The 24936-nt window shown below is 46.3% G+C and carries 25 protein-coding genes; 16 read left to right on the forward strand and 9 right to left on the reverse strand.

The window, feature by feature from the left end; all coding sequences use genetic code 11:
* Positions 1-291: 291 nt before the first annotated feature.
* The 4 genes from hpf to CGRAC_RS08630 are packed head-to-tail and all read right to left on the reverse strand — an operon-like array spanning position 292 to position 3212.
* Complete coding sequence (hpf, locus tag CGRAC_RS08615; protein WP_005873096.1) at positions 292-834, reverse strand: ribosome hibernation-promoting factor, HPF/YfiA family; 543 nt, start codon at positions 832-834, stop codon at positions 292-294.
* Positions 835-849: 15 nt separating this feature from the next.
* Complete coding sequence (locus CGRAC_RS08620) at positions 850-1386, reverse strand: hypothetical protein (RefSeq protein WP_005873097.1); 537 nt, start codon at positions 1384-1386, stop codon at positions 850-852.
* On the reverse strand, positions 1386-2459 hold the full coding sequence (locus CGRAC_RS08625) for a type II secretion system protein (RefSeq protein WP_005873098.1): 1074 nt from the start codon (positions 2457-2459) through the stop codon (positions 1386-1388). Before CGRAC_RS08625 ends, CGRAC_RS08620 begins: the two co-directional genes overlap by 1 nt.
* Positions 2460-2471: 12 nt before the next feature.
* The gene (locus tag CGRAC_RS08630) at positions 2472-3212 is read right to left on the reverse strand and encodes a type II secretion system protein (RefSeq protein WP_005873099.1); all 741 of its coding nucleotides are present in this window, start codon (positions 3210-3212) and stop codon (positions 2472-2474) included.
* 253 nt (positions 3213-3465) lie between these two features.
* Between CGRAC_RS08630 and CGRAC_RS08635 the strand changes: the two genes are divergently transcribed.
* The 7 genes from CGRAC_RS08635 to CGRAC_RS08660 all read left to right on the forward strand — a co-directional run bounded on the left by CGRAC_RS08635 (position 3466) and on the right by CGRAC_RS08660 (position 9752).
* Positions 3466-4113: an outer membrane protein assembly factor BamD gene (locus CGRAC_RS08635; protein WP_005873100.1), complete on the forward strand. Its 648-nt coding sequence runs from the start codon at positions 3466-3468 to the stop codon at positions 4111-4113.
* Positions 4114-4121: 8 nt separating this feature from the next.
* Complete coding sequence (gene lon, locus CGRAC_RS08640) at positions 4122-6638, forward strand: endopeptidase La (protein ID WP_040304412.1); 2517 nt, start codon at positions 4122-4124, stop codon at positions 6636-6638.
* Positions 6639-7046: 408 nt separating this feature from the next.
* Positions 7047-7217 carry a hypothetical protein gene (locus CGRAC_RS12320; protein WP_005873102.1) on the forward strand — a complete coding sequence of 57 codons (171 nt, stop codon included), beginning with the start codon at positions 7047-7049 and terminating at the stop codon, positions 7215-7217.
* Positions 7214-7924: a hypothetical protein gene (locus CGRAC_RS08645; RefSeq protein WP_005873103.1), complete on the forward strand. Its 711-nt coding sequence runs from the start codon at positions 7214-7216 to the stop codon at positions 7922-7924. The genes CGRAC_RS12320 and CGRAC_RS08645 overlap by 4 nt, the downstream gene beginning before the upstream one ends.
* The gene (locus tag CGRAC_RS08650; RefSeq protein ID WP_040304414.1) at positions 7924-8115 is read left to right on the forward strand and encodes a DpnD/PcfM family protein; all 192 of its coding nucleotides are present in this window, start codon (positions 7924-7926) and stop codon (positions 8113-8115) included. Before CGRAC_RS08645 ends, CGRAC_RS08650 begins: the two co-directional genes overlap by 1 nt.
* 7 nt (positions 8116-8122) lie before the next feature.
* Positions 8123-8944: a type II restriction endonuclease gene (locus tag CGRAC_RS08655; RefSeq protein ID WP_005873105.1), complete on the forward strand. Its 822-nt coding sequence runs from the start codon at positions 8123-8125 to the stop codon at positions 8942-8944.
* Complete coding sequence (locus CGRAC_RS08660) at positions 8937-9752, forward strand: DNA-methyltransferase (protein ID WP_005873106.1); 816 nt, start codon at positions 8937-8939, stop codon at positions 9750-9752. The genes CGRAC_RS08655 and CGRAC_RS08660 overlap by 8 nt, the downstream gene beginning before the upstream one ends.
* Before the next feature lie 133 nt (positions 9753-9885).
* Here CGRAC_RS08660 and CGRAC_RS12020 read toward each other — a convergent pair whose 3' ends face one another.
* Complete coding sequence (locus CGRAC_RS12020) at positions 9886-10092, reverse strand: hypothetical protein (protein ID WP_143297835.1); 207 nt, start codon at positions 10090-10092, stop codon at positions 9886-9888.
* A 230-nt stretch (positions 10093-10322) separates the two neighbouring features.
* Here CGRAC_RS12020 and CGRAC_RS08670 point away from each other — a divergent pair, with 230 nt between their 5' ends.
* From CGRAC_RS08670 to CGRAC_RS08690, 4 genes are all read left to right on the forward strand, one after another.
* Entirely contained in the window at positions 10323-11222 is a 900-nt protein-coding gene (locus CGRAC_RS08670) for a DMT family transporter (protein WP_005873110.1), read from the forward strand.
* Positions 11223-11235: 13 nt separating this feature from the next.
* Entirely contained in the window at positions 11236-11658 is a 423-nt protein-coding gene (locus CGRAC_RS08675) for a Sua5/YciO/YrdC/YwlC family protein (protein ID WP_005873111.1), read from the forward strand.
* Positions 11659-12766: 1108 nt separating this feature from the next.
* Positions 12767-14143 (forward strand): GntP family permease, encoded by a 1377-nt coding sequence (locus CGRAC_RS08685; RefSeq protein ID WP_005873114.1) that lies wholly within the window; start codon positions 12767-12769, stop codon positions 14141-14143.
* A gap of 333 nt (positions 14144-14476) precedes the next feature.
* Positions 14477-15613, forward strand: a complete 1137-nt coding sequence (locus CGRAC_RS08690) for a glycerate kinase family protein (RefSeq protein ID WP_005873115.1) — start codon at positions 14477-14479, stop codon at positions 15611-15613.
* 1870 nt (positions 15614-17483) lie between these two features.
* Here CGRAC_RS08690 and CGRAC_RS08705 read toward each other — a convergent pair.
* Both CGRAC_RS08705 and rpe read right to left on the reverse strand, forming a co-directional pair.
* On the reverse strand, positions 17484-18290 hold the full coding sequence (locus CGRAC_RS08705) for a 3'-5' exonuclease (RefSeq protein WP_005873122.1): 807 nt from the start codon (positions 18288-18290) through the stop codon (positions 17484-17486).
* A gap of 21 nt (positions 18291-18311) precedes the next feature.
* A complete protein-coding gene (gene rpe / locus CGRAC_RS08710; protein WP_005873123.1) occupies positions 18312-18953 on the reverse strand; it encodes a ribulose-phosphate 3-epimerase in 642 nt (213 codons plus the stop codon).
* Positions 18954-19097: 144 nt separating this feature from the next.
* Between rpe and rpmB the strand changes: the two genes are divergently transcribed.
* From rpmB to CGRAC_RS08730, 4 genes are all read left to right on the forward strand, one after another.
* Positions 19098-19289 (forward strand): 50S ribosomal protein L28, encoded by a 192-nt coding sequence (gene rpmB / locus CGRAC_RS08715; RefSeq protein WP_040304421.1) that lies wholly within the window; start codon positions 19098-19100, stop codon positions 19287-19289.
* Positions 19290-19307: 18 nt separating this feature from the next.
* Complete coding sequence (locus CGRAC_RS08720) at positions 19308-20438, forward strand: potassium channel family protein (protein ID WP_005873125.1); 1131 nt, start codon at positions 19308-19310, stop codon at positions 20436-20438.
* Positions 20431-21624, forward strand: a complete 1194-nt coding sequence (argJ, locus tag CGRAC_RS08725) for a bifunctional glutamate N-acetyltransferase/amino-acid acetyltransferase ArgJ (protein ID WP_005873126.1) — start codon at positions 20431-20433, stop codon at positions 21622-21624. Before CGRAC_RS08720 ends, argJ begins: the two co-directional genes overlap by 8 nt.
* 247 nt (positions 21625-21871) lie before the next feature.
* Positions 21872-22102, forward strand: coding sequence for a YdcH family protein (locus CGRAC_RS08730; RefSeq protein WP_005873127.1), 231 nt, complete (start codon positions 21872-21874; stop codon positions 22100-22102).
* Positions 22103-22966: 864 nt separating this feature from the next.
* Here the strand turns inward: CGRAC_RS08730 and CGRAC_RS08735 are convergent.
* Together CGRAC_RS08735 and CGRAC_RS08740 are read right to left on the reverse strand one after the other, a co-directional pair.
* The gene (locus CGRAC_RS08735) at positions 22967-23407 is read right to left on the reverse strand and encodes a hypothetical protein (RefSeq protein ID WP_005873131.1); all 441 of its coding nucleotides are present in this window, start codon (positions 23405-23407) and stop codon (positions 22967-22969) included.
* 134 nt (positions 23408-23541) lie between these two features.
* On the reverse strand, positions 23542-23895 hold the full coding sequence (locus CGRAC_RS08740; RefSeq protein WP_005873133.1) for a Fur family transcriptional regulator: 354 nt from the start codon (positions 23893-23895) through the stop codon (positions 23542-23544).
* Between the two features lie 113 nt (positions 23896-24008).
* Between CGRAC_RS08740 and CGRAC_RS08745 the strand changes: the two genes are divergently transcribed.
* Entirely contained in the window at positions 24009-24935 is a 927-nt protein-coding gene (locus tag CGRAC_RS08745; RefSeq protein WP_005873134.1) for a metal ABC transporter solute-binding protein, Zn/Mn family, read from the forward strand.
* The last annotated feature ends 1 nt before the right edge of the window (position 24936 follow it).

A 24936-nucleotide genomic window follows, 5' to 3' on the forward strand; every position in this document is an offset into this window, starting at 1 on the left:
TTTACATTTTTTTTGCTTAAATTTTATATGGATATGGAACAAATATAAATAAATTTTAAAGATTTCCTAAAAGAAAGATTTTATAAAATGCGATTTTGTTTATCTTGGGCTACATTAAAAATAATATAATAACAAATAAACAACAACTCTCAAACAGTTAAAGTAAAGGCGCGAGAATTCCGCGCCTTAAAAATTCTAAAATTCTAAAATTCTAAAATTCTAAAATTCTAAAATTCTAAAATTCTAAAATTCTAAAATTCTAAAATTCTAAAATTCTAAAATTCTAAAATTCTAAAATAAGCCGAATTTACCGTCCTTGCGCTTGTAAAGTACACGCATTTTAGCGTCCATATCATTAAAAACCAAAAACTGATCGGTGCTTTCTTTTAGCTTATTTAGTGCTTCATCAATCTCTAGCGGTTTATAAAGCTCTAGCTCAGTAGGGACAATCTCATCGACCTCATCGTTTAAATTTGGCTCCTTAGAGCTGATTGCATTATCTACCGCGTTTTGTTTCATTTCGTCACGATTTTTGTGAGAATTTACCTTATCGTGGTATCTGCGAAGCACTTTTGAGGCGCGCTCGACGATGAGATCGACGGCAGCGTAGAGATCTTTATCTTTTTGGCGCACGACGATAGTATCTTGATGCGCTAAATTTAATGAGAAATCCACCACGAAGCCCTTTTTGCCTTGCTTCTCGTCGGCAGAAATTACACAACGCCCCGAGATAATGTCGAGATTATATTTTTCTAGCGTCTCAAATGCGTTTTCGACATAATTTTTGATAGCTTCCGTTAGCTCAAACTGCTTACCTACGATATTTAAATTCATCGCCTCTCCTTTACATTATGGTTTTTGAATAGTGCGCCTATGATATGTAATCTGTGGCCTTCCCATAACTTCTACGTTAGATCTCACTACTACGTCTATAAGCGCGGCATGACTTAGAATTTTACCCACACCCTTACCGCTTGGAAGCGCCTCGGATGAGCCTTGCCCAAAATTACTATAAGCGACGGTATGATCGGCATCTGCACCTAACTGTCTATCAAAATATCCAAATGTCACGGTGATATCAAACATTTTTTCGCCTGCATTATTTGACGGGTACGCGAGCCTAATCCTATTTAACGTAGGATTAGTCGCAGCAGTAGCACCTCCATTTTTAAGCTCGGTAGTTAGATACTGATGCTTTTGCATAGCAAGGACTGCTAACTCCGTAGCACTCTGAGCTAGCAGTAGCGCCTGCTCTCTGCCTTGGATATTATTGACGTCACGAGCCGTCATAGACGCGATAGATAGTGCCGTAATAGCCGTTGTTGATACAATGATGATAAAAAATATGGCTGCTACTAGAGCAAAGCCTTTTTGCATAGTTTTCATTAGTACACCACCTGTGCTTTACAAACGTTTAGATCCAGCTCCGAAGGATCGAAATTTCTGCCGTCGTCTCTCATACATAGCTTAAGCGCAACGGCACCATTATCATCCTTAAACCTAAATAAGCTCACATCCTCTGCTAGTAACGAGCTGCTAGCCTTATCATATGAGTGTGCATCTTTTTCAACGGTGCTCCAAGGACGATAGTTATATTTCAATACTAGATCAAAATTCTTACTTAATACATTGCCGTCATTATCTCTCGTATATACAATACTATCCCTACCCCCTAAATCCGGAACAATCGCGTAGGCACTATGAGCTATATAATACTGCTCAGAAAATTCCTGCGAATTATCATTATTCGGATTAAGCGGATACTGATTTATCCTGATGGTTTCGCCTTGTATATTACCACTACCTGCATTGCTAGGTGTGCCTACAGCGATCAGAACACGATTGCTACCGTTTTCATCAATTCGCCTATCGTAACCAAAGCCTATACCTACGCTAGTAGGTGAAGCATCATTCGTGACGACTTTAAATATAACAGCAACCTGAGTATTATTAGACGGAGTGTTATACGCAGTAGCCCTTAAATTTCCAACTATATTAGCCACTTGGGGGAAATCGCTACCTAAAGATACCATATTAAATTCAGCCCTAGTATTTGCGATATAGCCGGCATCTTGTGTACCTGCCGTCCATGTGCTATCTTTTAGCTGAGACATCGACATAAAGCCGCTCCAGCCAGGAGTTCTCTGATTTATATTTCTCGTCTCTACGCTTTGTCCGATCCACTCCAGTATGTCGTATCTCGGATCGGTAAGATCGCTAATCGGCACAAACTCGTTTGAGCTAAGCTCTCTGCCTATAGTAGAGCTTTTTATTCTATCCTCTAAGCGATTTGTGATTAGCATCATCGCATTTTGTGTTCTGGCTTCCAGCTGATTTACTGCACGTACATGCACGTAGGATTTGTAGATCTTGGTGTATAGATCAGCACCGAACATCGAGATGATACCTAGCACTACGATAACAAACACAAGCTCTATAAGGGTGAAACCTCTTTTCATCTCGTGCTCCTATCAGTTATATCGTCTAGTGGCGGTTGTCTGAACGCCGACGCCGATATTAGATAAAAATGCTTTTAAAACTACTGATTTGGCAGTACCATCTTTAGCTACGGCATCGTTTAGATCCGTGGCGGCGACCCTAACCATCTTTATATTAGTAGGGGCAGCAGACTCGTCGTTAGGCAGATCGCTAAGAACGCCTCTTATATCAGTACCAGTAGCGTACTGCGCCGCGCTAAAAGGCTCTACTACATAATCTACATCGACATTAATCCTAGTATTGAGGATAAAATCACCCTTGCTACTAGAGCCCACCAAATCACCGACTGTTATATCGGTAGTAAATCGGTCGTAGTCGTCGATATCGTTATAACGAGCGCCACCAAAAGAAATTCCTTTTCTACCGAACTGCTTTTTTGTGGCCGGAGCTTGAGCACTGACCTCGCGCCTGCTAGCTTCATTTAAAATCCCTGGTCTGACCTCGGGAGCACCATCAGCAGGCGGATTTACCGTTAGAATTCTCTTCATGCAGCTTGAATCGCCTCCGCAGCTAGCATCTCCTGCGTATGCGCTATCCCACTGCGCTTTAGATATACGAGACATAAAAGCTTTAGCGTTATATACAAGCTCCTCTTTGATCGCAAGGGCATTTAGCTCGGTCGTCTGCGCGACGATACGCGGGATCGCCATCGTCGTAATCGCCAAAATCACGATAGTAAAGATCAGCTCGATTAGAGTAAAACCTTTTTTCATCTTACATCCTTTCTTTAAAATTTTGAAATTACGGAAACGCAAACTTACTCTGCGTTATCGGTGCTAATTATACTATTGTTAAACTTAAATTTAGAATTTATCGCGTAAATTTTTTTCGGTTTTCAAAGATTTTTAAGCCCGAACGCACAAAAATTTTAAAGAAATTCCATTTTTAAATTTGAACGCAGAATTTAAGCTTGCATTTACTCAAAGACTATAAAATTACGAGCTAAATAAATTCCAAGGATTTTTTATGACAAATCTAAGTAAAATTCTATCCGCTCTCCTATTTATCGCGTTTATCGGCGGCTGCAGCGGCAAGGGCGACGGCGAGCTTTTTAATCTAAGCCCCGAGGCATGGTATTCTAAAATTTTAGAAGACATCAATAACGCCAGTATGGAGGATGCCGAGAAGCATTATACTAGCTTTTCTAGCGAGCATATCGCCTCTCCGCTGCTTGAGGAGATGACGCTCATTATGGCGTGGGCTTTTGTGGAGGATGAAAACTACGAGAAAGCAAACAAATACCTAGACGAATATATCCGCCTCTACGGCACGACGCAGAAGATCGAATACGCAAGATTTCTAAAAATTAGAGCAAATTTCGATTCCTTTAGCCGCCCAAATCGTAACCAAAAGCTAATGCTAAACAGCATCGACGAAATTCGAAAATTTATAGCTGAATACCCGCAGAGCGAGTATCGTCCGCTACTTGAGACGATGCTAACAAAGCTACGCCTTGCCGAGCATCAGCTAAATATCGACATCAAAGACCTTTACCAGCGCACCGATCGCGAAAGTTCTGCCAAAATTTACGAGCAGCGCATCGAAGAATCCCCGCTAAACGGCACTGACGTCATTAAACCGCACTCGCCTTGGTATCGCGCGATTTTTGAGTAGGAGGAGCGATGCAACTGATGCAAAATACAACCTTCCCGAGCGATCTGCCTATCATCGTCGAGGACGAGCTATTTTTATATCCCTTTATGATAGCGCCCCTTTTCATCGGCGACGAACATAACAAAAAAGCTCTCGATCTAGCCGCCAAAAACGAATCTATGATAATGGTCGTAAGCTCAAAGTCAGAATTTAGCGGCGATAGAAGCTTCGGCGGTATCTATAACGCAGGCGTCGTGGGCTCCGTGATGAGAACCGTGCCACTTCCTGACGGTCGGGTTAAAATTTTATTCCAAGGCGCACTAAAAGGCAAAATCGTAAAAGAAATTTCGCAAGATCCGCTGGTCGCTACCGTCGATATCATCCACGACGAGCGCGGCAACGACCAGAAATTAGACGCGCTGGTAAGCGTGCTGAAAGAAAAAACCAAGACGCTTAGCACTCTTACGCATTTTTTCCCGAACGATCTGCTAAAGACGATCGACGACGGCACCGACGCCGCGCGCGTTTGCGACCTAATTTTAAGCGCACTGCGTCTAAAAAAGCAGGTAGCCTACTCGTTTTTTACCGAGAGTAATTTGCAAAAGCGCCTTTTCAACCTCATCAACTACATCTCCGACGAAATCGAAGCCAATCGCCTAGAAAAGGAGATCAAAAGCAAAGTTCATTCTAAGATCGATAAGACGAATAAAGAGTATTTTTTAAAAGAGCAGCTCAAGCAGATCCAAAAGGAGCTCGGCGGCGACGCCGATCGCGATGTCGAGATTGAGGAGTACCGCAAAAAGCTAGAGGCCAAAAAGCCTTATTTGGGCGAAGATGCCTACAAAGAGATCAAAAAGCAGATCGATAAATTTGCCCGCCTCCATCCCGACAGCGCCGATGCGGGGCTCGTGCAAAGCTATCTGGACTGGGTTTTGGAGGTGCCTTTTGAAAAGACCGCCAAACACAAAATGTCCATCGAGGGAGTTACGGCGCAGCTAAACAAAGACCACCACTCCCTGAAAAAGCCCAAGGCGCGTATCGAGGAGTATTTCGCGCTAAAGCAGCTTTTAGAGCTTCGTGGCACAAGCGGCAAGAAGAGCAAAGAGGACGGCAAAAACGGCGGCGCGATTTTATGCTTCTATGGCCCTCCCGGCGTAGGTAAGACGAGCCTTGCAAACTCCATTGCAACTGCGCTTAAGCGCAAACTTATCCGTATCGCTTTGGGCGGGCTTGAGGACGTAAACGAGCTGCGCGGACACCGCCGCACCTACATCGGTGCGATGCCTGGGCGTATCGTGCAAGGCCTCATCGAGGCAAATCAGATGAACCCTGTCATCGTCCTTGATGAGATCGATAAAATTTCAAGCTCATACAAGGGTGATCCGACCGCAGTTCTGCTTGAAATTTTAGACCCCGAGCAAAACTCGAGTTTTAGGGATTACTATCTAAATTTCAACATCGATCTTAGCAAGATCATCTTTATCGCCACGGCAAACGACGTATCTCTCATACCTGCGCCGCTGCGCGACAGAATGGAGTTTATCGAGCTTAGCTCATACACGCCGCAGGAGAAATTTCAGATCGCCAAGGACTATCTGATCCCCCAAGAGCTACAACGCCACGGCTTAAAATCCGCCGACGTAGCGATCAACCCGGCAGCCCTTGCTGAGATCATCGAAGAATACACGCGCGAAAGCGGCGTGCGAAACCTGCGTCGCCAGATCGCAGCGATCTTCCGCAAGGTCGCAGTTAAAATTTTAAAAGACAAAGAGTTTAAAAAAATCGTCGTTACGACGAAAAATTTAAGCGAATTTCTAAATAAAAAGGTTTTCGAGATCGACGAGGTTGAAAAGCGCGATCAAATCGGCATCGTAAACGGGCTTGCGTGGACTGCGGTAGGCGGCGACGTGCTCAAGATCGAGGCGGTCAAGATCAAAGGCAAGGGCGCGATGACGATCACGGGCCAGCTCGGCGACGTGATGAAAGAATCCGCGCAGATCGCCTTTAGCGTCGTGAAGGTGCTGATCGACGAGGGCAAGCTCAAAGCGGCTCAAGACGCGAAAGGGGGCACAGAAAAAGCCTCACGCGCCAGCAAAAACTCCGCATTGCGCGCAAATGGCGGCGCATCTAAGAGCTCGGCGGCGGCACAAAATTTAGGCGTGGAGGAGAATTCCGAGGGTCAAAATTCCGAGCAGATTTATAATAAATTCGACCTTCACATCCACGTACCCGAGGGCGCGACGCCGAAGGACGGACCGAGCGCGGGCATCACGATGAGCACGGCGATCGCGTCGATTTTAAGCGAGCGCGAGGTGCGCGCCGATCTAGCGATGACGGGCGAGATCACGCTAAGCGGCAAAGTGCTGCCGATCGGCGGGCTTAAGGAGAAGCTCATCGCCGCGCACAAAGCCAAAATCGCCGAGGTTTTGATCCCGCGCAAAAACTACGAGCGCGACCTGGCGGAGATCCCGGACGAGGTCAAAAATGATCTGAAAATAACGCTGGTAGATCGGATCGAAGAGGTGCTGAAGCTGGCGCTGGTCTAAATAAAACGCCGCTTTAAATTTAGCCGCTTTAAATTTAGCCGCTTTAAATTTAGCCGCTTTAAATTTAGCCGCTTTAGCCGCACGCTTCGGCGGAATTTTAAAATATTTGTAGCAGTGCGAAATTTTACCCGTGCGAATTTCACCTGCACAAAATCTATCCGCACACGTTAAATTTATAAAATCATTGCGGTAAATTTCATACCCGTTTGAGGCAGCGTGAAATTTTATTGCGTAGCGACGCATTGACGCGCTTGCGGTAAAATTTCTTGCAATATTGCAAAAGCGTAAAATTTCGTAGAATTTCGCATACGCGCGATCGCGTAATGCTGTAAAATTTTATGACCGTTTAAAATTCAGCTCCGCTTCTAGCGCAAAATTTTATGAAATTTACCTCGCAAAAGGAATAAAATGTTTGATTTTAAAAAAGAGTTTAGACAGCTTTACGCGCCAAAGCAGGTGCCGCAAATTTTAACCGTCCCGCCTGCAAATTTCGTCTGCGTCCGAGGCGAAGGCTTGTTTAATATGAAGTTAAATTTTATCCGAGCGCTAGCGACAACAAAAACGGACGAGCAAAGATGAAACAAAAAGATTTCGTGATAGCGGCGATGATAGAGCTTGGCGGTGCAGCGACTCTATCGCAACTTTATTCTGCGACCGACGTTAGTTCGTGGTCGGCGAAAACGCCATTTGCTTCTATACGGCGTATCGTCCAAGAAAATGCAGAGTTTTTTAAGATTCGCCCGGGTCTTTGGGGCTTAAAGTCGCTTGAGACGCAAATTTTAAAAGAGTTTGAAAGTGGCGCGAATCCGCGAGATAGCTTCACTCACTCCTATTTTCAAGGCCTTATCGTAGAGATCGGCAACCTGCGCAAATTTCAAACCTATGTGCCGCCACAGGATAAAAATAAAAGCTTCGTCGCAAGCAAAAAGCTGGACGACCTCACTTCGCTAAAGGCGATTTACGAATTTGCCTACCCGAGCATACTAAACAAGGCGCGCAGCGTCGATGCGATCTGGTTTAACGAGCGAAATCTACCTTACGCGTTTTTCGAGGTTGAGCACTCGACGGACTTTAAAAATTCTCTCAATAAATTTTACGAACTTCAGGACTTTAACGCCAAAATGTTTATCGTCGCGGATGAGGGCAGGTTGAGGCAGTTTCAAAGCGTGATAAGCGCGTCGATATACAAAGATATTGCCGGTAACGTGAAATTTGCGAGCTACGAAAGTATCGCTAAACAATACGACTTAGAAAGCGAGAGCACGAAAGTAAAAATGGGGGTTTGATGAAAGAATTTGAAGTAGAGATCACCGAAACTTTGGCGAAAAAGGTCGTGATTAAAGCGAAAAATAAAGAAGAAGCGTGTAAGATCGCGCGGACGGCTTACGAAAATTGCGAGATCGTTTTGAGTGCAGAGAACTTCGTCTGCGCGGACTTTAAAGCGACGATCGCGGACGAGCCGAAAACTGAAATTTAGGAAATTTATGGAACCAAATTTAACGAAATTCGATGACTTTTTACGCTCACTTAGAAAAACAAATGCAAGCCTTGACTACTTTACCGACTTTGAAAAATGCGGCAAAAATCTAAAAGCCGTTTCTATTAAGCTCCACACGCTTGATTTTTTACTCGGTTCAAAGGATTTGAAAACAGATATTTTCACTCTTTTCGGGCAAAACAAATGGTGTTTCGATGTGTTAAATTTACTCATTGCCGTTCGCGATAAAAACACGGACGTGATAGCGACTAGCGGTGAGCTAACGAAACTCGGAACGTATTTTAAAAGTCCCGAAAAAATTTATGAGTTTTGCCAAGAAAGCGGACTAGATAAAATTTTTACGGACGGAAAGGTTAAAAATTTGCACGATTACGTATTTGGCGTGGAAGTTGGACTCGATACAAATGCGCGAAAAAATCGCGGAGGCGTAAATTTCGCACGAACGATTTCAGAGTATCTTAAAAGTGAAAATATCTGCTTTCAAACCGAGGTCAGCAGTAGGAATTTTGCTCTAAATTTAGGAAGCGATCAAAAGATTTTCGATTTCGTCATTAGCATAGGCGGCGTAACATATCTGATCGAGGCGAATTTTTACGGCACGGGCGGCTCGAAGCTAAATGAAGTCGCAAGGTCTTATATCGAAATAGCACAAAAGATCGCGCTTTGTGGCGGATTTAAATTTATCTGGATAACCGACGGACAGGGGTGGCTGGCGGCTAAAAACAAACTGGAAGAAGCCTACAAAAGCGTTAAAATTTATAATCTCGCCACGCTTTATTACTTTATAAAAGAGCTTAAAAATGTTTAAGTTAGCCGATGATTTTAAGCTTTTTAAAGGCGATTGCTTCAATATTTTGCCTAAATTTAAAGGCGAGTTTGACCTCATTTTTGCCGATCCGCCCTATTTTCTCTCAAACGATGGACTCAGTATTCAAAACGGGCAAATCGTAAGCGTAAACAAGGGCGAGTGGGACAAAAGCTACGGTATCGACGAGATAGATAAATTTAATCTCGAATGGCTCGCGCTCGCCAAAGATGCACTCGCAAACAACGGCAGCGTAATGATAAGCGGGACGTATCATAATATATTTTCAATCGGTCGGGCGCTGCAAAAGCTGGACTATAAAATTCTAAACGTCATCACGTGGGCGAAGACCAATCCGCCGCCGAATTTTAGCTGCCGCTATCTCACGCACGGCTCGGAGCAGATCATCTGGGCAAGAAAAAGTGAGAAATTTAAGCATATTTTCAACTACGAGCTAATGAAAAAGCTAAACGGCAACAAGCAGATGCGCGACGTATGGAGCTTGCCCGCGATCGCACCGTGGGAGAAGGCGTGCGGCAAACATCCGACGCAAAAACCGCTGCCGCTTTTGGTGCGGTTAATCTTAATGGCGAGCACTCAAAATAGCGTCGTTTGTGATCCTTTTGCAGGCTCTGCGACGACCGGCGTAGCTGCGAATTTACTAGGACGAAAATTTGTAGGTATCGAAAAAGAGGACGAGTTTATAGATATCGCCGTAAAACGCAAACGCGATCTGGACGCGAATTTCGCCAAATTTAGGCGAAAGATTGTGGATTTGCGACTATTAGAACAAGAGAGTTTGAAGTTTTAAAATTTAAGCATTGAATTTTAGTGCGCTTTTTGCTTCGCAAATTTGCAACCGCAAAAGAAATATACGTTGCTAGTTTTAAAATTTTAAGCTTCGCAGGCTATTTGTTATTCGCCGCGTTTGCTACCCGTCTTTTTCACTCCGCTAAAGCAGCTTGCGAGCAAGAGGAAACTCCAAGCTGTGGCTTGAGCCGATTCTTAAAAAGCTGCGAATGTAAGGCATGAAGTAAGGACGGGAGTTTGCGTGCGATTAAATTTAAAACCGCCTCATATAGCTGCGCGATATTTTCACTCATCTTGTCGCGTTCAAAATTTACAATACAACTTCGAAGATTATTTTGCAATGCCCTCCTTATCCATCCGCTCAAATTTAAAATTCTCGCCGATTTCGTCAAAATTTAGTCGTCGCGTATTGCGTTCGGACGCACACAAATTTAAATCTTTGCCTATTTTTGCTACATTTGTCTAAATTTAATTCCGCCTACCTTGCTCATCGCGCCGCGCCAAATCCCCAAATTTAACCCCAGCTTAAGCATAAAGCTTGTATACTTTGGCTTTAAATTTAAGGCGGCAAATGAGATCACAGAACGAATTTTTCGGCGTTTTCATCACGCTTCTTGGCGGCGTATTATGGGGATTTAGCAGTGTTTGCGGGCAGTATCTGTTCACGCAAAAAGGCGTCAGCGCCGACTGGCTCGTGCCCTACCGCCTGAGCCTTGCGGGGCTTGCGATGGTAGCGTATTATGTCGCTCGCTCGCCGCGCCTAGCCTTTGCGCCGCTAAAAGATCGCGTGCTTTTGCCGCAGCTGCTCATCTACGCGTTTTTTGGGCTTATGATGACGCAGTATTCGTACTTTTGCGGTGTCGAGCTCTCAAACGCCGCCGTCGCGACCGCGATCCAGTACTCCGCGCCCGCGCTCATCCTTGCCGTCGTTTGCTTTTTAGAACGACGCGTGCCTAAAAAGGTCGAGCTCATCGCGCTCATTTTCGCGGTGCTGGGCGTCGTGCTGCTCGCCACCCACGGCGATCTTGGCTCGCTGGTTATCAGCGCGGAGGCGCTGGTTTGGTGCCTGATTAGCGCGCTTGGCGTCGTGATTTATAGTCTCATCCCAACGAAGCTAAATCAAAAATACCCCGTCCCGTTAAATTTAGGCTGGGGTATGGTTATCGGCGGCGGTGCGCTTGCGCTTTACACGCGGGTTTGGCAGCTAGGCGGCGTGAGCGATGCGGACGGCTTTGCGGTGCTTGTCGCGGTGGTGATTTTAGGCACGATATGCGCGTCTAGCTTTTACATGACGGGGCTAAAGATAATAGGCGCGAGCAGGGCGAGCATGATCGCGTGCATCGAGCCGGTGAGCGCCGCGGCGTTTGCCTATTTTTGGCTGGGGACGGAGTTCGTGTTTCTTGATTTTGCCGGCTTTACGCTCATCATCTCGTGCATATTTTTGCTGGCTAAAGATAGGAAAAAGGCGTAAATTTGGAGAAGAGATGATCTATTTGGCGCAGACCGATACGACGGCGGGATTTTTGAGCAAGGATTTTCGCGAGATAAACGCGCTAAAACGCCGAGCCGCGGATAAACCCTGCCTCATAACAACGGCTAAGCTTAGCGAGCTAAAAAATCTCGCTCGCGTGCCCGCTAAATTTAAAAATTTAGTGCGCCGCGCGAGAAAAACGACCTTTTTATATCCGAACGGCACCGCCGTGCGCGTCGTAAAAGAGTGCGCTCATGAGGAGTTTTTGAGGCAATTTGACTGGCTCTACTCCAGTAGCGCAAATTTAAACGGGCAAAACTTCGACGAAGCCTGGGCGAAAGCTGCGGCGGACGAGGTCGTGGATCAAAATTTCAGCCAAAACGCAAGCTCGAAAATCTATAAAATTTCAAAAACTAAAATTTTGCGGATTAGATAGAGCTGTCGATTAAAATTTACACGCGCAAAGAGCGCTCAAAAAGAGGCGCTAGTTTATAAATTTAGGCGACTGTGTAAATTTAAATTGCTCTATAAATTTCACGAACCGGAAAATTTCGTCACATATAAACTGCACAAATACCGTCTGGAATTTTAAAAAATCGCGAAAGGATCATGGCAAACTCGCGGAAAAATCATATAAAAAGCTGTAAATCCCCCCCCCTCCCTCCCGTTGCCTTCAAATAGTAAAATTCCTGCCGTTTTCGAAGCAGTAAAATTTCACTATTGCTAGCTTTGAATGAAATTCTATCGCCAGATACTCTCGATCAAAATTTTAACTCGAGTGAGCTAAGATTGTCGCTAGAAATTCTAGCATCCCGAGCATTTTCGATTAAAATTTTAAAGATCGGGCATTGCCGCCGGTTTTTATCCGAGCCGCTATGCGCCGTTTTGATCGAAGCTCCACCGACGCCGCTTTTGCCTTTGATTAAAATTTGATCTTTTAAAAAAGCTCCTCTGGCGCCGCTAAAATCAAAATTTCGCTGCTGCGCCAATAGTTTTAAAAAAATTCAGACGCCGCTTCTGCCGACACCTATTCAATTAAAATTTTATCGCCGCTGCAAGTATTACGATCAAAAATTCTATCATCGCTGATTGTATATCAAAAGTCCCGCCACCGCTGCCTCATCGCTGCCGCCGCCGATACTACGCCTTTGGTCGCCGCTGCCGCAGCAGCAAGCGCCGCAAAGCCGTCCGCGTAGCTCACGCCCTTTAGCTGCCAAACTTACGTGTAAGACGCAAGTGCAGCGCCCCATTGCTGTGCTACGACGGCAGATAAAATTTCCACCGTCGCGGAGCGTATCAAAGCAAACGCTGAAAATTTTAAAATTTAAACCGCCTCTCGCCGTGCGGCACCGATAAATTCCAACTGATAAACTCCGCTAGCCAGTCCATCATTTTCGCATAAATCATAAATTTCCATAAATTTAACGCCGCCTTTCTTGCTTTATATTAAAATTTCGCTAAAATTACCGCATTAAATTTGAGGCGCAAACGGAGCTTAAGCTTAAACCGCTTGCGGGCAAATTAAATCCATTCAAGGAGCTTTTATGAGCGGTGTTGCGTTAATCATCTGCTTCGCCATAGCGGTCGTCGTGATGATTTTTTTGATCTCCAAAGCAGGCGTTCACCCGTTTTTGGCGCTAATGCTTATCTCCCTGGCGCTCGCGATCGTCGCGGGCATACCGCTAGCCAAGATCCCCGCGATTATCGGCGACGGATTCAGCGGCACGTTTAAGAGTATCGGTATCGTCATAATCTTCGGCGCGCTCATCGGCACCGTGCTCGAAAAGACGGGCGCGGCGCTCAAACTCGCCGATATGGTCGTAAACGTAGTCGGACAAAAGCGCCCCGAGCTTGCGATGCTCATAATGGGCTGGATCGTGGGTATCCCCGTATTTTGCGACAGCGGCTTCGTCGTATTAAATCCGATCCGAGAAGCTATCAGCAAAAAAATCGGCGAAAATCCGGTCGCTCTTGCAGTAGCGCTCTCGGGCGGACTCTACGCCTCGCACGTATTCATCCCGCCGACTCCCGGACCGATCGCCGCAGCAGGCGCCGTAGGTCTAGGCGGCAATCTACTGCTCGTAATCGCAATGGGCGCGGTAGTGTCCTTGCCGGTGCTGATCGCTACATACTTTTTTTCTAAAAAAGTCGCCAAGAGCGTGCATATAAGCGAGGCCGAAGCGAATGAAGTCATCGCAAAAAGCTACGACGATCTGCTTAAACAATACGGCAAATTGCCAGGCGGATTTTTGAGCTTAGCCCCTATTTTGGTGCCGATCCTATTTATGGCGCTGGGCTCCGTCGCCAAGATCTTAAAAGTAGGCGGATTTGCGGGCGAAATTTCGCAATTTTTAGGAAATCCTATCATCGCGCTAGCCTTGGGCGTAGTTTTTGCGGTATTTCTGCTCGCACAAACCGGCAAACTAGGCGAATTTAGCGAGATCACCAACGAATCCTTAAAGATAGTAGGCCCGATCCTCTTCATCACCGCAGCGGGCGGAGTGCTAGGCAAGGTAATCACCGACGCCGGCTTCGTAACCTACATCAAGGACAATGCGACCGCGATTAAAGCCGCGGGGATTTTCTTCCCGTTCTTAATCTCGGCAGTCCTAAAAACAGCGCAAGGAAGCTCCACCGTGGCGATCATCACTACAGCTTCGATTATGGGCGCATTTAACGCAGACGGCTCGCTGATGCAGGTGCTGGGCTTCACCTCCGAAATGTCCGGCGCACTCGTCGTAATGGCGATCGCAGCGGGCGCGATGACCGTTTCGCACGCTAACGATAGCTACTTCTGGGTCGTTACGAATTTCAGCAAGATGAACCCGCAGCAAGGCTACCGCACACAGACCATGCTAACCCTAATTATGGGCATTACGGGCATGATCAGCGTGTGGGTTTTGTCGCTGTTTTTGATCTAGGTTAGCTTATTCTAGCCGCTACCGCGCTAAATCAGTGCAGAGTGCAATACGGTATCTACCAGTGGCTAGCTACATAAAATTCTTTAAATTTACGTAGCTAGCCGTACCGCGCAAATGCCCTAGTATTAAAATTTCGTATAGCGAAGTTTTAAATTTACACACAAAGCCTCAAGGAGCAAAATTTTAAAATTCCACGACATGAAATTTAAAATTTGCCCCATAAATTCGGCAACGAGATTTTAAAATTCTACTCTTGCTTCAGTCTTGTCATCGTAAATTTAGCCTACGCACTGTAAAATTCCAAAATTTTAAAATACCAGCTAAAGGAAAAATATGAAAGTTTTAGTCGCGATCGACTCGTTTAAGGGCTCGCTTAGTTCGCTTGAGGCGGGCAACGCCGTAAAATCAGGCATCGAAAAGCTAGGTTGCGAAGTGCTCGTCAAACCTATCGCAGATGGCGGCGAAGGAAGCGTTGAAGCCCTTGCCGACGCGCTAAAAGCTAGGTTCATGGACGTCATCGTAGCAAACCCGTTAGGCGAAAAAACGCCCGCGCGCTACGCCTTAAAAGGCGAGCTAGGCATCTTAGAAATGGCGTCCGCATCGGGTCTGCCGCTCATCGAAAAATCGCGCCGCAACCCGCTAAAAACGAGCACTTATGGCTTTGGCGAGATGATAGCGCATGCGATTGCGCACGGTGCGCGAAAGTTTATCATCGGCATCGGCGGAAGTGCTACGAATGACGCGGGTATGGGTATGCTGCGCGCGCTTGGTTTTAAATTTAAAGATGCGAATGGCGCAGAGCTTGCGGGAGCAGGCGAGGATCTGATTAAACTCGCCACGATAGATTACACTTCGGTGCTGCCGCATCTTAAAGAATGCGAGTTTCTCATCGCCTGCGACGTGGATAATCCGCTCTTCGGCGAAAACGGCGCAGCATATATTTACGCTCCGCAAAAGGGCGCGGATGCGGCGATGGTAAAGCAGCTCGATGCAGGGCTTATAAATTTCGCAAGCGTCGTAAGCAAGCACCTCGGACGCGAGCTTTGGAATAGTCCCGGAGCAGGAGCCGCCGGCGGGCTGGGCTTTGGCTTCGTGAGCTTTCTAAACGCGACGCTTAAGCCGGGCATCGACATCATTACCGAAGAGATCGGACTGGATCGCGATATGAAAGGCGCCGAGCTCGTCATCACAGGCGAAGGAAGGCTAGATTTTCAAAGCTCGATGGGCAAAACCCCCTGCGGCGTCGCGAAGATCGCCGCTTCCTACGGCGTGCCCGTAATCGCGCTGGCAGGCGGTATCTCGCCCTGTGCCGGCAGCTGTAATGAGCGAGGCATAGGCGCATTTTTTTGCATCCTAAACGAACCTATGAGCCTTGAGCGCGCGATGGAAAAAGAGACCGCAACACAAAATTTAGCCCGCGTCGCCGAACAAGCGGTGAGATTGTTTCTGCTAGGGCACGGCGCTAAATAAGGCTTTTTGGGCTGAAATTTTAAGGCGCGTCCGCTAAAGCTTACATCGAGCGCGGTATACATGCGTGGCAGGTGCGGTTGCGAAATAAGGCGGCGACGGCTTGCAGCAGACAAACACGACAAAGTGCGGCAGGAGGCGAGAACAGCGAAGAAACGAAATTATTTGCGTGCTTTAAAGGCACGGCGTGATATTGACGCAGATGCGGTGACGCGCAGCTTACAAGGCGCAAAAATATACGCGAAGAAGCAGGCGAGAGCCTACAACGATGGACGTTAGTAAAGCGGCGGCTTGCGGCAAGAGGAGGATACGGGCTATGACGTACATGCGCGGCAAGTAAATACTATACGCGGCTTGATACGGGCGGCAAAATTTCATCCACCATAGACCACGGGTAAGCAGATAATTTTGTATTAAAGCGGAGCTTTGCCGAAATTCTAGCGCGTTTGAAAATACGGAGCAATAGGACAGGAGGTAAGACGGCGAGTGGCTCAGCAGTAACGCAGCGGCGCGAAATTTTACGGCGCAAAAATTTATTTTACCGCGCGATACATACGCAAGGCGCGATCTAAAACTCATTTTTCAATCAAGCGGCTCGCGGACCCTCGCAATACATACCTCAAGGCATGATTAAGACAGACAGAATTTTAAAATTTAACCGCTGTATTCGCAGTCTATGAGATTTGCAACATAAATTTAAAAGTAGCGATCCGTCTTATGAAATTCCGTTTCGAATTTTAGCCCGCGATATGTCCGTCTTGAGGTGAAAAAGGCCGCTCAATCGCAAGATCGCGCTTCTTGCAAAGATGACGGCGGCCGACGGCGGCGCATTATTTCGCCTGCTCGCAAAGCCCGTCAGCCTTCCGATGACGCTTTGATGAGAGGCGGGCTGCGTCTGCGCAAATTCGTATTATTAAGATCGCGGATTTGCTTATCGCTAAATTTAGTGCGGATGCAACCGCCCTGCGCCGCTACGACAGAGCTGGGCTTGCGTTAAATTTGCTCCGATCGCGCTGTATTTTGCGATAAAAATTTATAAAATTTTATTTTTGGTCGGCGCCGCAAAATTTTATAAAGCTCCATTTTAAAATTTTCAGCACGGGCACGTACCGATCAGGTCGTCAAGCTAAAATCAAATATCAAAATTCCAAGCGACAAATGCAGAAAACCCTCGCGCCTAGCGTATCTGCCGTGGCGGTGCGGACACGCTAAATTTATCGCTTTTAGGACGCAAAGACGCGCAGGCGCGGGCAAAATTTATTGATTTTAGAGTTTCAAGCATCGAATTCGCGCGCCTAGGCTAAATTTAAAATTTAAAGCGCGCGACGCTTCGGACGCATCCACGCGACTGCAAGTGCTCATAAAATTCGCCCGAAGCAAGGTTTGTAAAACTGCGGACGGGCACAAAATTTATCGTCGCAAAAATCAAATTCGCGAAAGCAAAAAGGCTCCGCGAGCGCTCGCTGCCGCACCCGCCCGAGCAAATTAAAATCGCATGATCCGCCTAGCCGGCATACGTGGAGGGCGCCGCTGCGGGCATTTGCACTTAAATCCGGTGTAATCGCAATGCGATTTAAAACCACGCCTGCTTAAATTCGCGCCGTTTCGGTTCGCTCGCAATCACATCTCGCCGCAGTAGCGCTATAAATTTGCGCCGCCGCGATTTGTGCGCATTCAATCGCTACGGCAAGGGTAAAATTTCAAAATCCAGGTCCATACGCGCCGATTTGCACCGCCCAAAATCGCTCGGATCGAATTTACGCTACCGCAATCCGCGTAGATTAAAGCGCCGCCGCTTAAAAGCGCAAATTTTACCTCTCAAACGGCGGCGAGAAATTTCGCTAAAATTTCATCTCTCAATTCGGCGCGCGGTTTATAAAATTTCGCCCTCGCCGCGCTCCGAAATCTGCGGCTTAGGCAAAGCCAGGCTTTTTGCGGTTTTGCTAAAAAGTATCAGATCCTCGGTACTTTGCACGCTCCACGGCAGCCGCGAGAGCGCGAATTTGAAAATTTCAAAGCAGGAAACAGCGTCGCTAAGTGCGCGGTGGTGGACGTTTTGCACACCTAAAAGCTCTTTTAGCGAGCCCAGCCCATATCTTTGTGCCTCGATCGTGCGGCGCGCGAGCTCGACGGTGCAGAGCCTGCGATTTAAAAGCATCCCAAAGCCGCATTTTTGCAGGCTTGCGTCGATGAAGCCGTAGTCAAATTTGACGTTGTGCGCCACAAAAACGCTATCGCCTAAAAACAGCCTAAACCGCTCCAGCACGCTAGCTAGCGGCGGCGCGCCCACAAGGTCGTCCGCGCAGATCCCCGTAAGCTCCGTGATATTTTCGGGCACGACGGGCGCGTAAACGAAGCTTTCGAAGCGATCGAGCTCCTGCGTGCCGCGCGTTTTTATCGCGCCGATTTCGATGATCTGGCCGTTTGAGAGCCCGCCGTTCGTCTCGATGTCTACGAAGCAAAAAATTTCATCCAAAATGTCCGTCTCGCGGGTCTTGAGCGTGATTTTGCCGCTATCTAGCTTTATTATCTCTATACCCAGCGCCCGCCACATCGAGAGGTCTTTGGGCTCAAAAAGCTCGGTAATTTCGGCAATATCGCTTGCTTTTGAGATAAAATCGTAATAATTTATGCTCTTTTGAGCCAGTAAATTTATGAGATTTTCGATTCTATGCGTCAAAATTTTACCCCTATGCCGCGCCTAAATTTTAAGCGCACGGATTGCCTCCGCGTAGTCGTTTGAAGAAAATATGTAGTTGCCCGCCACCACGACGTCGGCGCCCGCTTCGTCGATATCTGCGATATTCAGCCCGTTTACGCCGCCGTCGACCTCGATGAGGCATTTTGCGCCTTTGCGATCGATCAGATCGCGCAGCTGCTTAATTTTCTCAAGCGCCGAGGGGATAAATTTCTGCCCTCCAAAGCCCGGATTGACGCTCATTAAAAGCACCATATCGACCTCGCCCAAAATAAACTCCAGCGCGCTAAGCGGAGTGTGCGGATTTAGCACAACCGCGGGCGAGACGCCGCTGCGGCGTATATGATCTATGAGTCGCAGAGGATGCTGCTCCTCCTCGATGTGGAAGCTAAGAAATTTCGGCTTTAGCGGCAAAAAAAGATCGACGAAAAACGGCACGTTTTTAACCATCAGATGGATGTCTAAAGGCTTACTGCTTGCCTTTGCCACGGCGCTTGCTACGAGCGGTCCGATCGTGAGATTGGGTACGAAATGCCCATCCATCACATCTACGTGAATGAGATCGGCGCCCGCTTCGCAGACTGCGCGAATTTCCTCCGCAAGCCTTCCGAAATCCGCCGATAAAATGCTGGGTGCGACATACATTAAGATTCCTTTAAAATTTCAAAATGCGGAATTTTACTTAGTTTTGTCATAAATTTCGCTAAATTTAAACCGCGGCGGATTTTAAGCATAATTTGAAATTTTTTCGATATAATCGCCATTTATTTTAATCATCAAGGATTTATTATGGCAAGAAGATGCGCAATCACCGGCAAAGGTGCGATGGTAGGGAACAACGTCAGCCACGCAAATAACAGGACCAAAAAGAAATTCCAGGTCAATCTACGCACCATCCGCGTTCAACTAGAAGACGGCTCAACCAGACGAATCAAAGTAGCCGCCTCAACTCTACGAACTATGAAAAAACAATCAAAATAACCTCTTAAAGAGGAATTTATGTCTGTTTTGGACAAGATCAAGCGATTCCTCGACTGGTCCGGCTCGACTAAGCCGGACATCAACCTCTATACAGAAATTTACGACCAGCTACGCCCTTTTCGCTTACCGCTGATAACCATCGTGCTGATGATGCTAATCGGCACATTAGGCTATGTCTTTATAGCGGGCTTTTCGCTCGTAGACGCCTTTTATCAAGCAGGCATGACCTTCACGACGGTAGGTTTTACCGAAGTAGCGCCCATATCGCCGGCGGGTAGAATTTTTACCGTCTTATTCATCCTCATGGGCTTTGGAACCTTTTCGTTTTGCCTGGGCGTCGTCGTCGAGGTCATAAAAAACGGCAAACTTCAAAATTTACTTAGGGAGCAACGAATGATCAATAACATCGCAAGGCTCAAAAACCACTACATTATCTGTTACAACAACATCTACTGCGCCGAGCTTGCCAAGCAGTTTCGCGAAAATCATCTGCCTTTCGTGGTAATAGACCCCGATCCCGCTCTAGCCAAAATCGCCGAGGAAAACCGCTATCCATATTTCATCGTAGGCGAGCCGCACGTAGAAACCACGATGCTAAAAGCGCATCTGTCATCTGCAAAATCCGTCATCACGCTAAGTCCAAATTTAGCCGATAATATCGCAATAATCTCGCTAGTGCGCCTATACGAAAAGGAGCTTGGTCGCATAACCCCCTACTTCATCATGGCAAATAGCGATGATGACAGCGACACCGAGAGGCTAAAAAAACTCGGCGCAAATTCTATCGTCTCACCATCCAAACTCGCTGCACAAAGGCTCTCTGCGATCAGCGTGCGTCCTGATATGGAAAACATTTTGGAGCGATTTTTGTATAAAAAAGACTCGCTTATCGATATCGAGGAGATCACGGTGCCCGATTTTTCGTGGATCCGCTTCAAGCGCCTAAAAGAAACTCGCTTGCGCGATCTTACAAACGCCGACGTCGTGGGAATCAAAGAGCCCAACAGCCGTTTCATCCCGATGCCAGATGGCGACTACCTCATCGGTACTGGAGTAAAATTTTTAGTCATCGGCACGGCAGAGGGCATCCGCAACACTAAAAAACTCATCCGCAGCAAATACAAGCCACAGGAGATGAGATATGTTTAAAATCACTAAGCTCGAGGGCGGCTTGCAGAATGTCGAGGGCTTTTATTTTGACGGCGTAAATTCGGGTTTTAAAAAACAGGGGAACGATCTGGGATTTATCCGCGCAGATGAGCCCTTTGCCATAAGCGCGATCTTTACGAGCAATAAATTTCAAGCCGCGCCGATTAGGCATTTCAAAAGGGCACAGGAGCGCGCGGGCGGGGAGCTTAAAACAAATTTTATCCTCGTAAATTCTAAAAACGCAAACTCGATGACCGGGGAGCAAGGCATCGCCGATATCGATGAAATTTTTAGCGAACTTGGCAAAAAGACCGCTCTGATAAACCCCGTTATGAGCTCCACCGGCGTCATCGGCTACCGCCTCAAAAAGGAAAAAATTATCGCCGCCGCGCAAAATTTTAACCTCTCGGCGCGAAACTCAGACGCCCTAGCCACCGCCATCATGACGACAGATACGATAAAAAAAGAGCTTGCGTATGAAATTTCTTTAGAAAACGGCGAGAAATTTCACATCGCGGCCGTTTGCAAGGGCGCGGGTATGATCAATCCCACGCTTGCGACCATGCTCTGCTTCGTTCTAACCGATGCAAAAATCCCGCGCGCTGATATGGACGAGCTGCTAAAAAAGGCAGCGGAGCAGAGTTTCAACACCATAAGCGTCGACGGCGACACCTCCACAAATGATACGATTATGCTCTGCAGCAGCGCTAAATGCGCTTACGAAAAGGATGCCTTCGCGTCCGCACTAAACGCCCTGACGCGCGAGCTTGCGCTAATGCTTGTAAAAGACGGCGAAGGCGCAACCAAGCTGGTGCGATTTAGGGTAAGCGGCGCCGCAAATGCCGAAGACGCTCGCAGGGCGGCGAAGGCGCTAAGCAATTCGCCGCTTGTTAAAACGGCGATCTTCGGCGAAGATCCGAATTGGGGTCGCATAGCCTCGACCATAGGCGCCTGCGGCATCGAATGCGATGAAGAAAAGCTGCGTATAAAATACGACGACGTACTGCTTTATGACGCGCAAAATCGCGAGCTGGACGCCGCGCGCGAGGCCGCGGCCCACGCCGTAATGCAGCAAAAAAGCTTTACGATCTGGTGCGATTTGGGGCTCGGAGAGGGCGATTTTAGCGCGTACGGCTGCGATCTTAGCTACGACTACGTAAAAATCAACGCCGATTATAGATCATAAAGATTCACAGCTCGCTTCATAACCTAAAAATCTCGTCTCGAAAATAGCGAATAGCAGCAGGGCTTTAAAGCTCTGCTCTTAAAATTTTATCATTTAAATTTGCCTGTTTTAAATTTTTAAAGGCTAAAAATTCTACCTCTTAAAATCTGGAATCTCATGCGTGAAATTCAGTCTAAATTTGATAGCTGAAATTAGGTTTTAAGCGCTTTATTGATATACTTGAATAAATTTTTCAAAGGAGTAAAGCATGTTTCATGAGTACAGAGATTTAATCACTGAGTTAAAAGGCAAAAACGCGCGATTTGATTCGCTTTTTGAGAAGCACGACGAGCTGGATCACAAGATCGCCGACGCACAAGCCGGCAGAGTGCATATGAGCGATCTGGAGATCGATGCGATGAAGAAAGAAAAGCTTCGCATAAAAGATGAGCTAGGCAGCTTGCTAGCGCAATATAAAGCCGAAAAGGCAGATAAATAAAGTTGCTTGCGGCGAAATTAAGATGCAGCAGAGTGCTAGCAAGGCTAATTTCGCCGCCAAGCTTTAATCCGTGTTTAGAATTTTCTAATCGCAATAAGTTTAACCGCCTAAATTTGCCTCGCATGATAGAGATATTAAAACAGCGCGCCAAAACGAGTTAAAATTTACATCGCACGCTTCACCATATTGACACCACTAAATAATTTTTACGCATCGACTCATCACTGCATATACCGACTGCGGTATTAGCGCAATCAAATATAATTCGTCTCGGCTCTCTATCGCCCCCCCTTCCGCTTCCAAAGATATCTCTTGCTGAATTCGTTTTGCGCTACAGAGCAAATTAAAATTTATGCTGCATCGCCTTGCAGCCTGGCTCTTAAATTTTACTTCGCAGCGAACATTTTTTAGAAAATTTCAAATCTTGTGCTTTGCTTATTGCGGGCGCAATACCCACTTTAAAATTCCGTATTTTGAAGGAATCTGAAATAGCGCTAGAATTTTAAATTCCCGTTCACGCTAGCCACGAAATTTTAAATTCATACCTCCAACTAAGCGCTAGTTTATGTTAGAGCTTGCTTTTTAGTCGCTCCACGGAATTTAGCCAAGCTTGCTTATTTTAACCCGCTTCGTCGAGCTTTAAAAATTTATATTATTTCTTTGATCGTATCGGATAATGCCTGCCGGCACGGAATTGCTCAAGCCACCCTATTTGCTATATACGCAATTAAAAGCGGCGCTAACGCGGAATTAAATAATATAAGTGGATCTGTAAAAGGTGTGAAATTTAATCATAGAATTTTAAGCGCTAAGGATTTGCGATAGAATTTCGCCGCGCAAATCAAATCCCAAAGCTAGCCTAGCCTACTCGAAAACCTTCGCTTCTAAGCCATGTAGCCTTTGCAAGCCGATATCGATATATTCGTTAAGCTTCTCATTATTTTCCAGCAATTTGTCGTAATAGCTCTTGGCTCTTTCTCTCGCGGTCGCATCAGGCTCGATATACTTTAGCCCACTTTTGAAAAATCCTTTAGATTCCACAAAATAGATCGAGTGGATCTTCTCGCAATGCGATAGCCCTGCTTCAGTGTAGTTTAAAATCGATTCGTACGCGATGTTGCCTAACAGCTCCTGCAGCCTATTTGCGGGATTTTTGAAAAACTCGGCAAACTCCTTATACGGCGTAAAAACCTGATCAAGATTTTTCATCGCATCGCCGTAGATACCCTTTTTCAGGCGGAACATCGTCATTTCTTGAGAACTTACAAACTTCTCTATTGCTTTTATCGTATCGTTTTTATTCACTGAATTTTCCCTTTTAAAATATGAAACGCTCGGATTATATCGTTTGTTTTATAAAAATCCGTTAAAAATCGGTTAAATTTTGCCCTGGCGTTTTAGCCAAATTTCCTTGAGCGCTTTTGATTAAATTTCCCGCCTCAGCCGCCACACTTCTCGCACAATCCTCGCACAAGCACGCTTTTGACATTTTTTTGTGACAAAGCTGGCATCGAAATCTCCTCCATTTTATGGCAGCTTTCGCAGACAAAATACGCTTTTGCGCCGTCGGTGAGCTCATAAAAGCTTTTATGATTGTTTTCGCTGGTAATTATCAAATTTTTCTCTTCCAAAAGCGCTATATTGCGATATATTGTGGTTTTATTAGCACCCGTTTGTTCTACTAGTTCATCGTAGCTTACCGGACATTTTTTCTCGCTTAGGATCTGCACGATCTGCACTCTAAGCGCCGTAGGAGCGATATCGTGACTCGCTAAAAAATCTTTGGGATCCATTTTACGCCTTTTTTAAAATTTAAGCGATGATAGCGAAATTTAGATAAATTTATATTAAGTTGCAACTAAGTTGCTTTTGATATACTTCCGCAATTTTTTTGGAAAGGAATTTTATGAAAAAGCTTATTTTCACGCTTTTAGCAGCTAGTTGCGTAGTATTCGCCAAACCTACGGTCACCACGACCATACTTCCTACGAAGTATTTTGTTGAACAGATCGCAGGCGATACTTTGCAGGTAAATACGATGGTCGGCAAAGGCGCTGATCCGCACACATACGAGCCTAAGCCTTCGGAGATGAAAATGCTAGAAAATAGCGATCTGTATTTTGCAGTCGGTATAGAATTTGATGAAGTCTGGTTGCCAAAGCTTGCCGCATCGTATCCAAAGATGAAGATAATCCGCACAGAAGATGGCATCACCAAAATGGCTATGGCAGAGCACCACCATCACGACGAACACGATCATAGCGCACATCACGATGACCACGATCATGACGCGCATCATGAGCATGGCGACAAAGATCACGAGGCGCACGAGCACCATCATCATCACGGCGGCCTAGACCCACATATATGGCTAGATCCGCAGCTTGTAAAAATTCAAGCTAAAAATATTAAAGACGCATTAACCAAACAGTATCCTAAGGATGCTAAAATTTACGAAGCAAATTTCGATAAATTTGCCAAAAAGCTTGACGAGCTGGACGCTTACGCAAAGCAAAAATTAGCGGGCGTCAAGGGAAAGAAATTTATGGTTTATCATCCGTCTTGGGGCTATTTCGCGCATCGATACGATTTAAAGCAGATCGCAGTCGAAGTGGAGGGCAAAGAGCCTAAGCCTGCGGATTTAGCCGAGCTGATCGAGGAAGCCAAAGAGGAGAAGATCAAGGTGATTTTCGTCGCACCGCAGTTTTCCAAAAAGGCAGCGCAAACCATCGCCGCACAAACAGGCGCAAAGGTGATGGAGATCGATCAGCTGCCGCTAGATTGGTACGAGACGATGAAAAAGACGATCGACGTTTTCGGAGAAAATTTGTAGT

This window comes from Campylobacter gracilis (genome assembly GCF_001190745.1).
Taxonomy (GTDB): domain Bacteria; phylum Campylobacterota; class Campylobacteria; order Campylobacterales; family Campylobacteraceae; genus Campylobacter_B; species Campylobacter_B gracilis.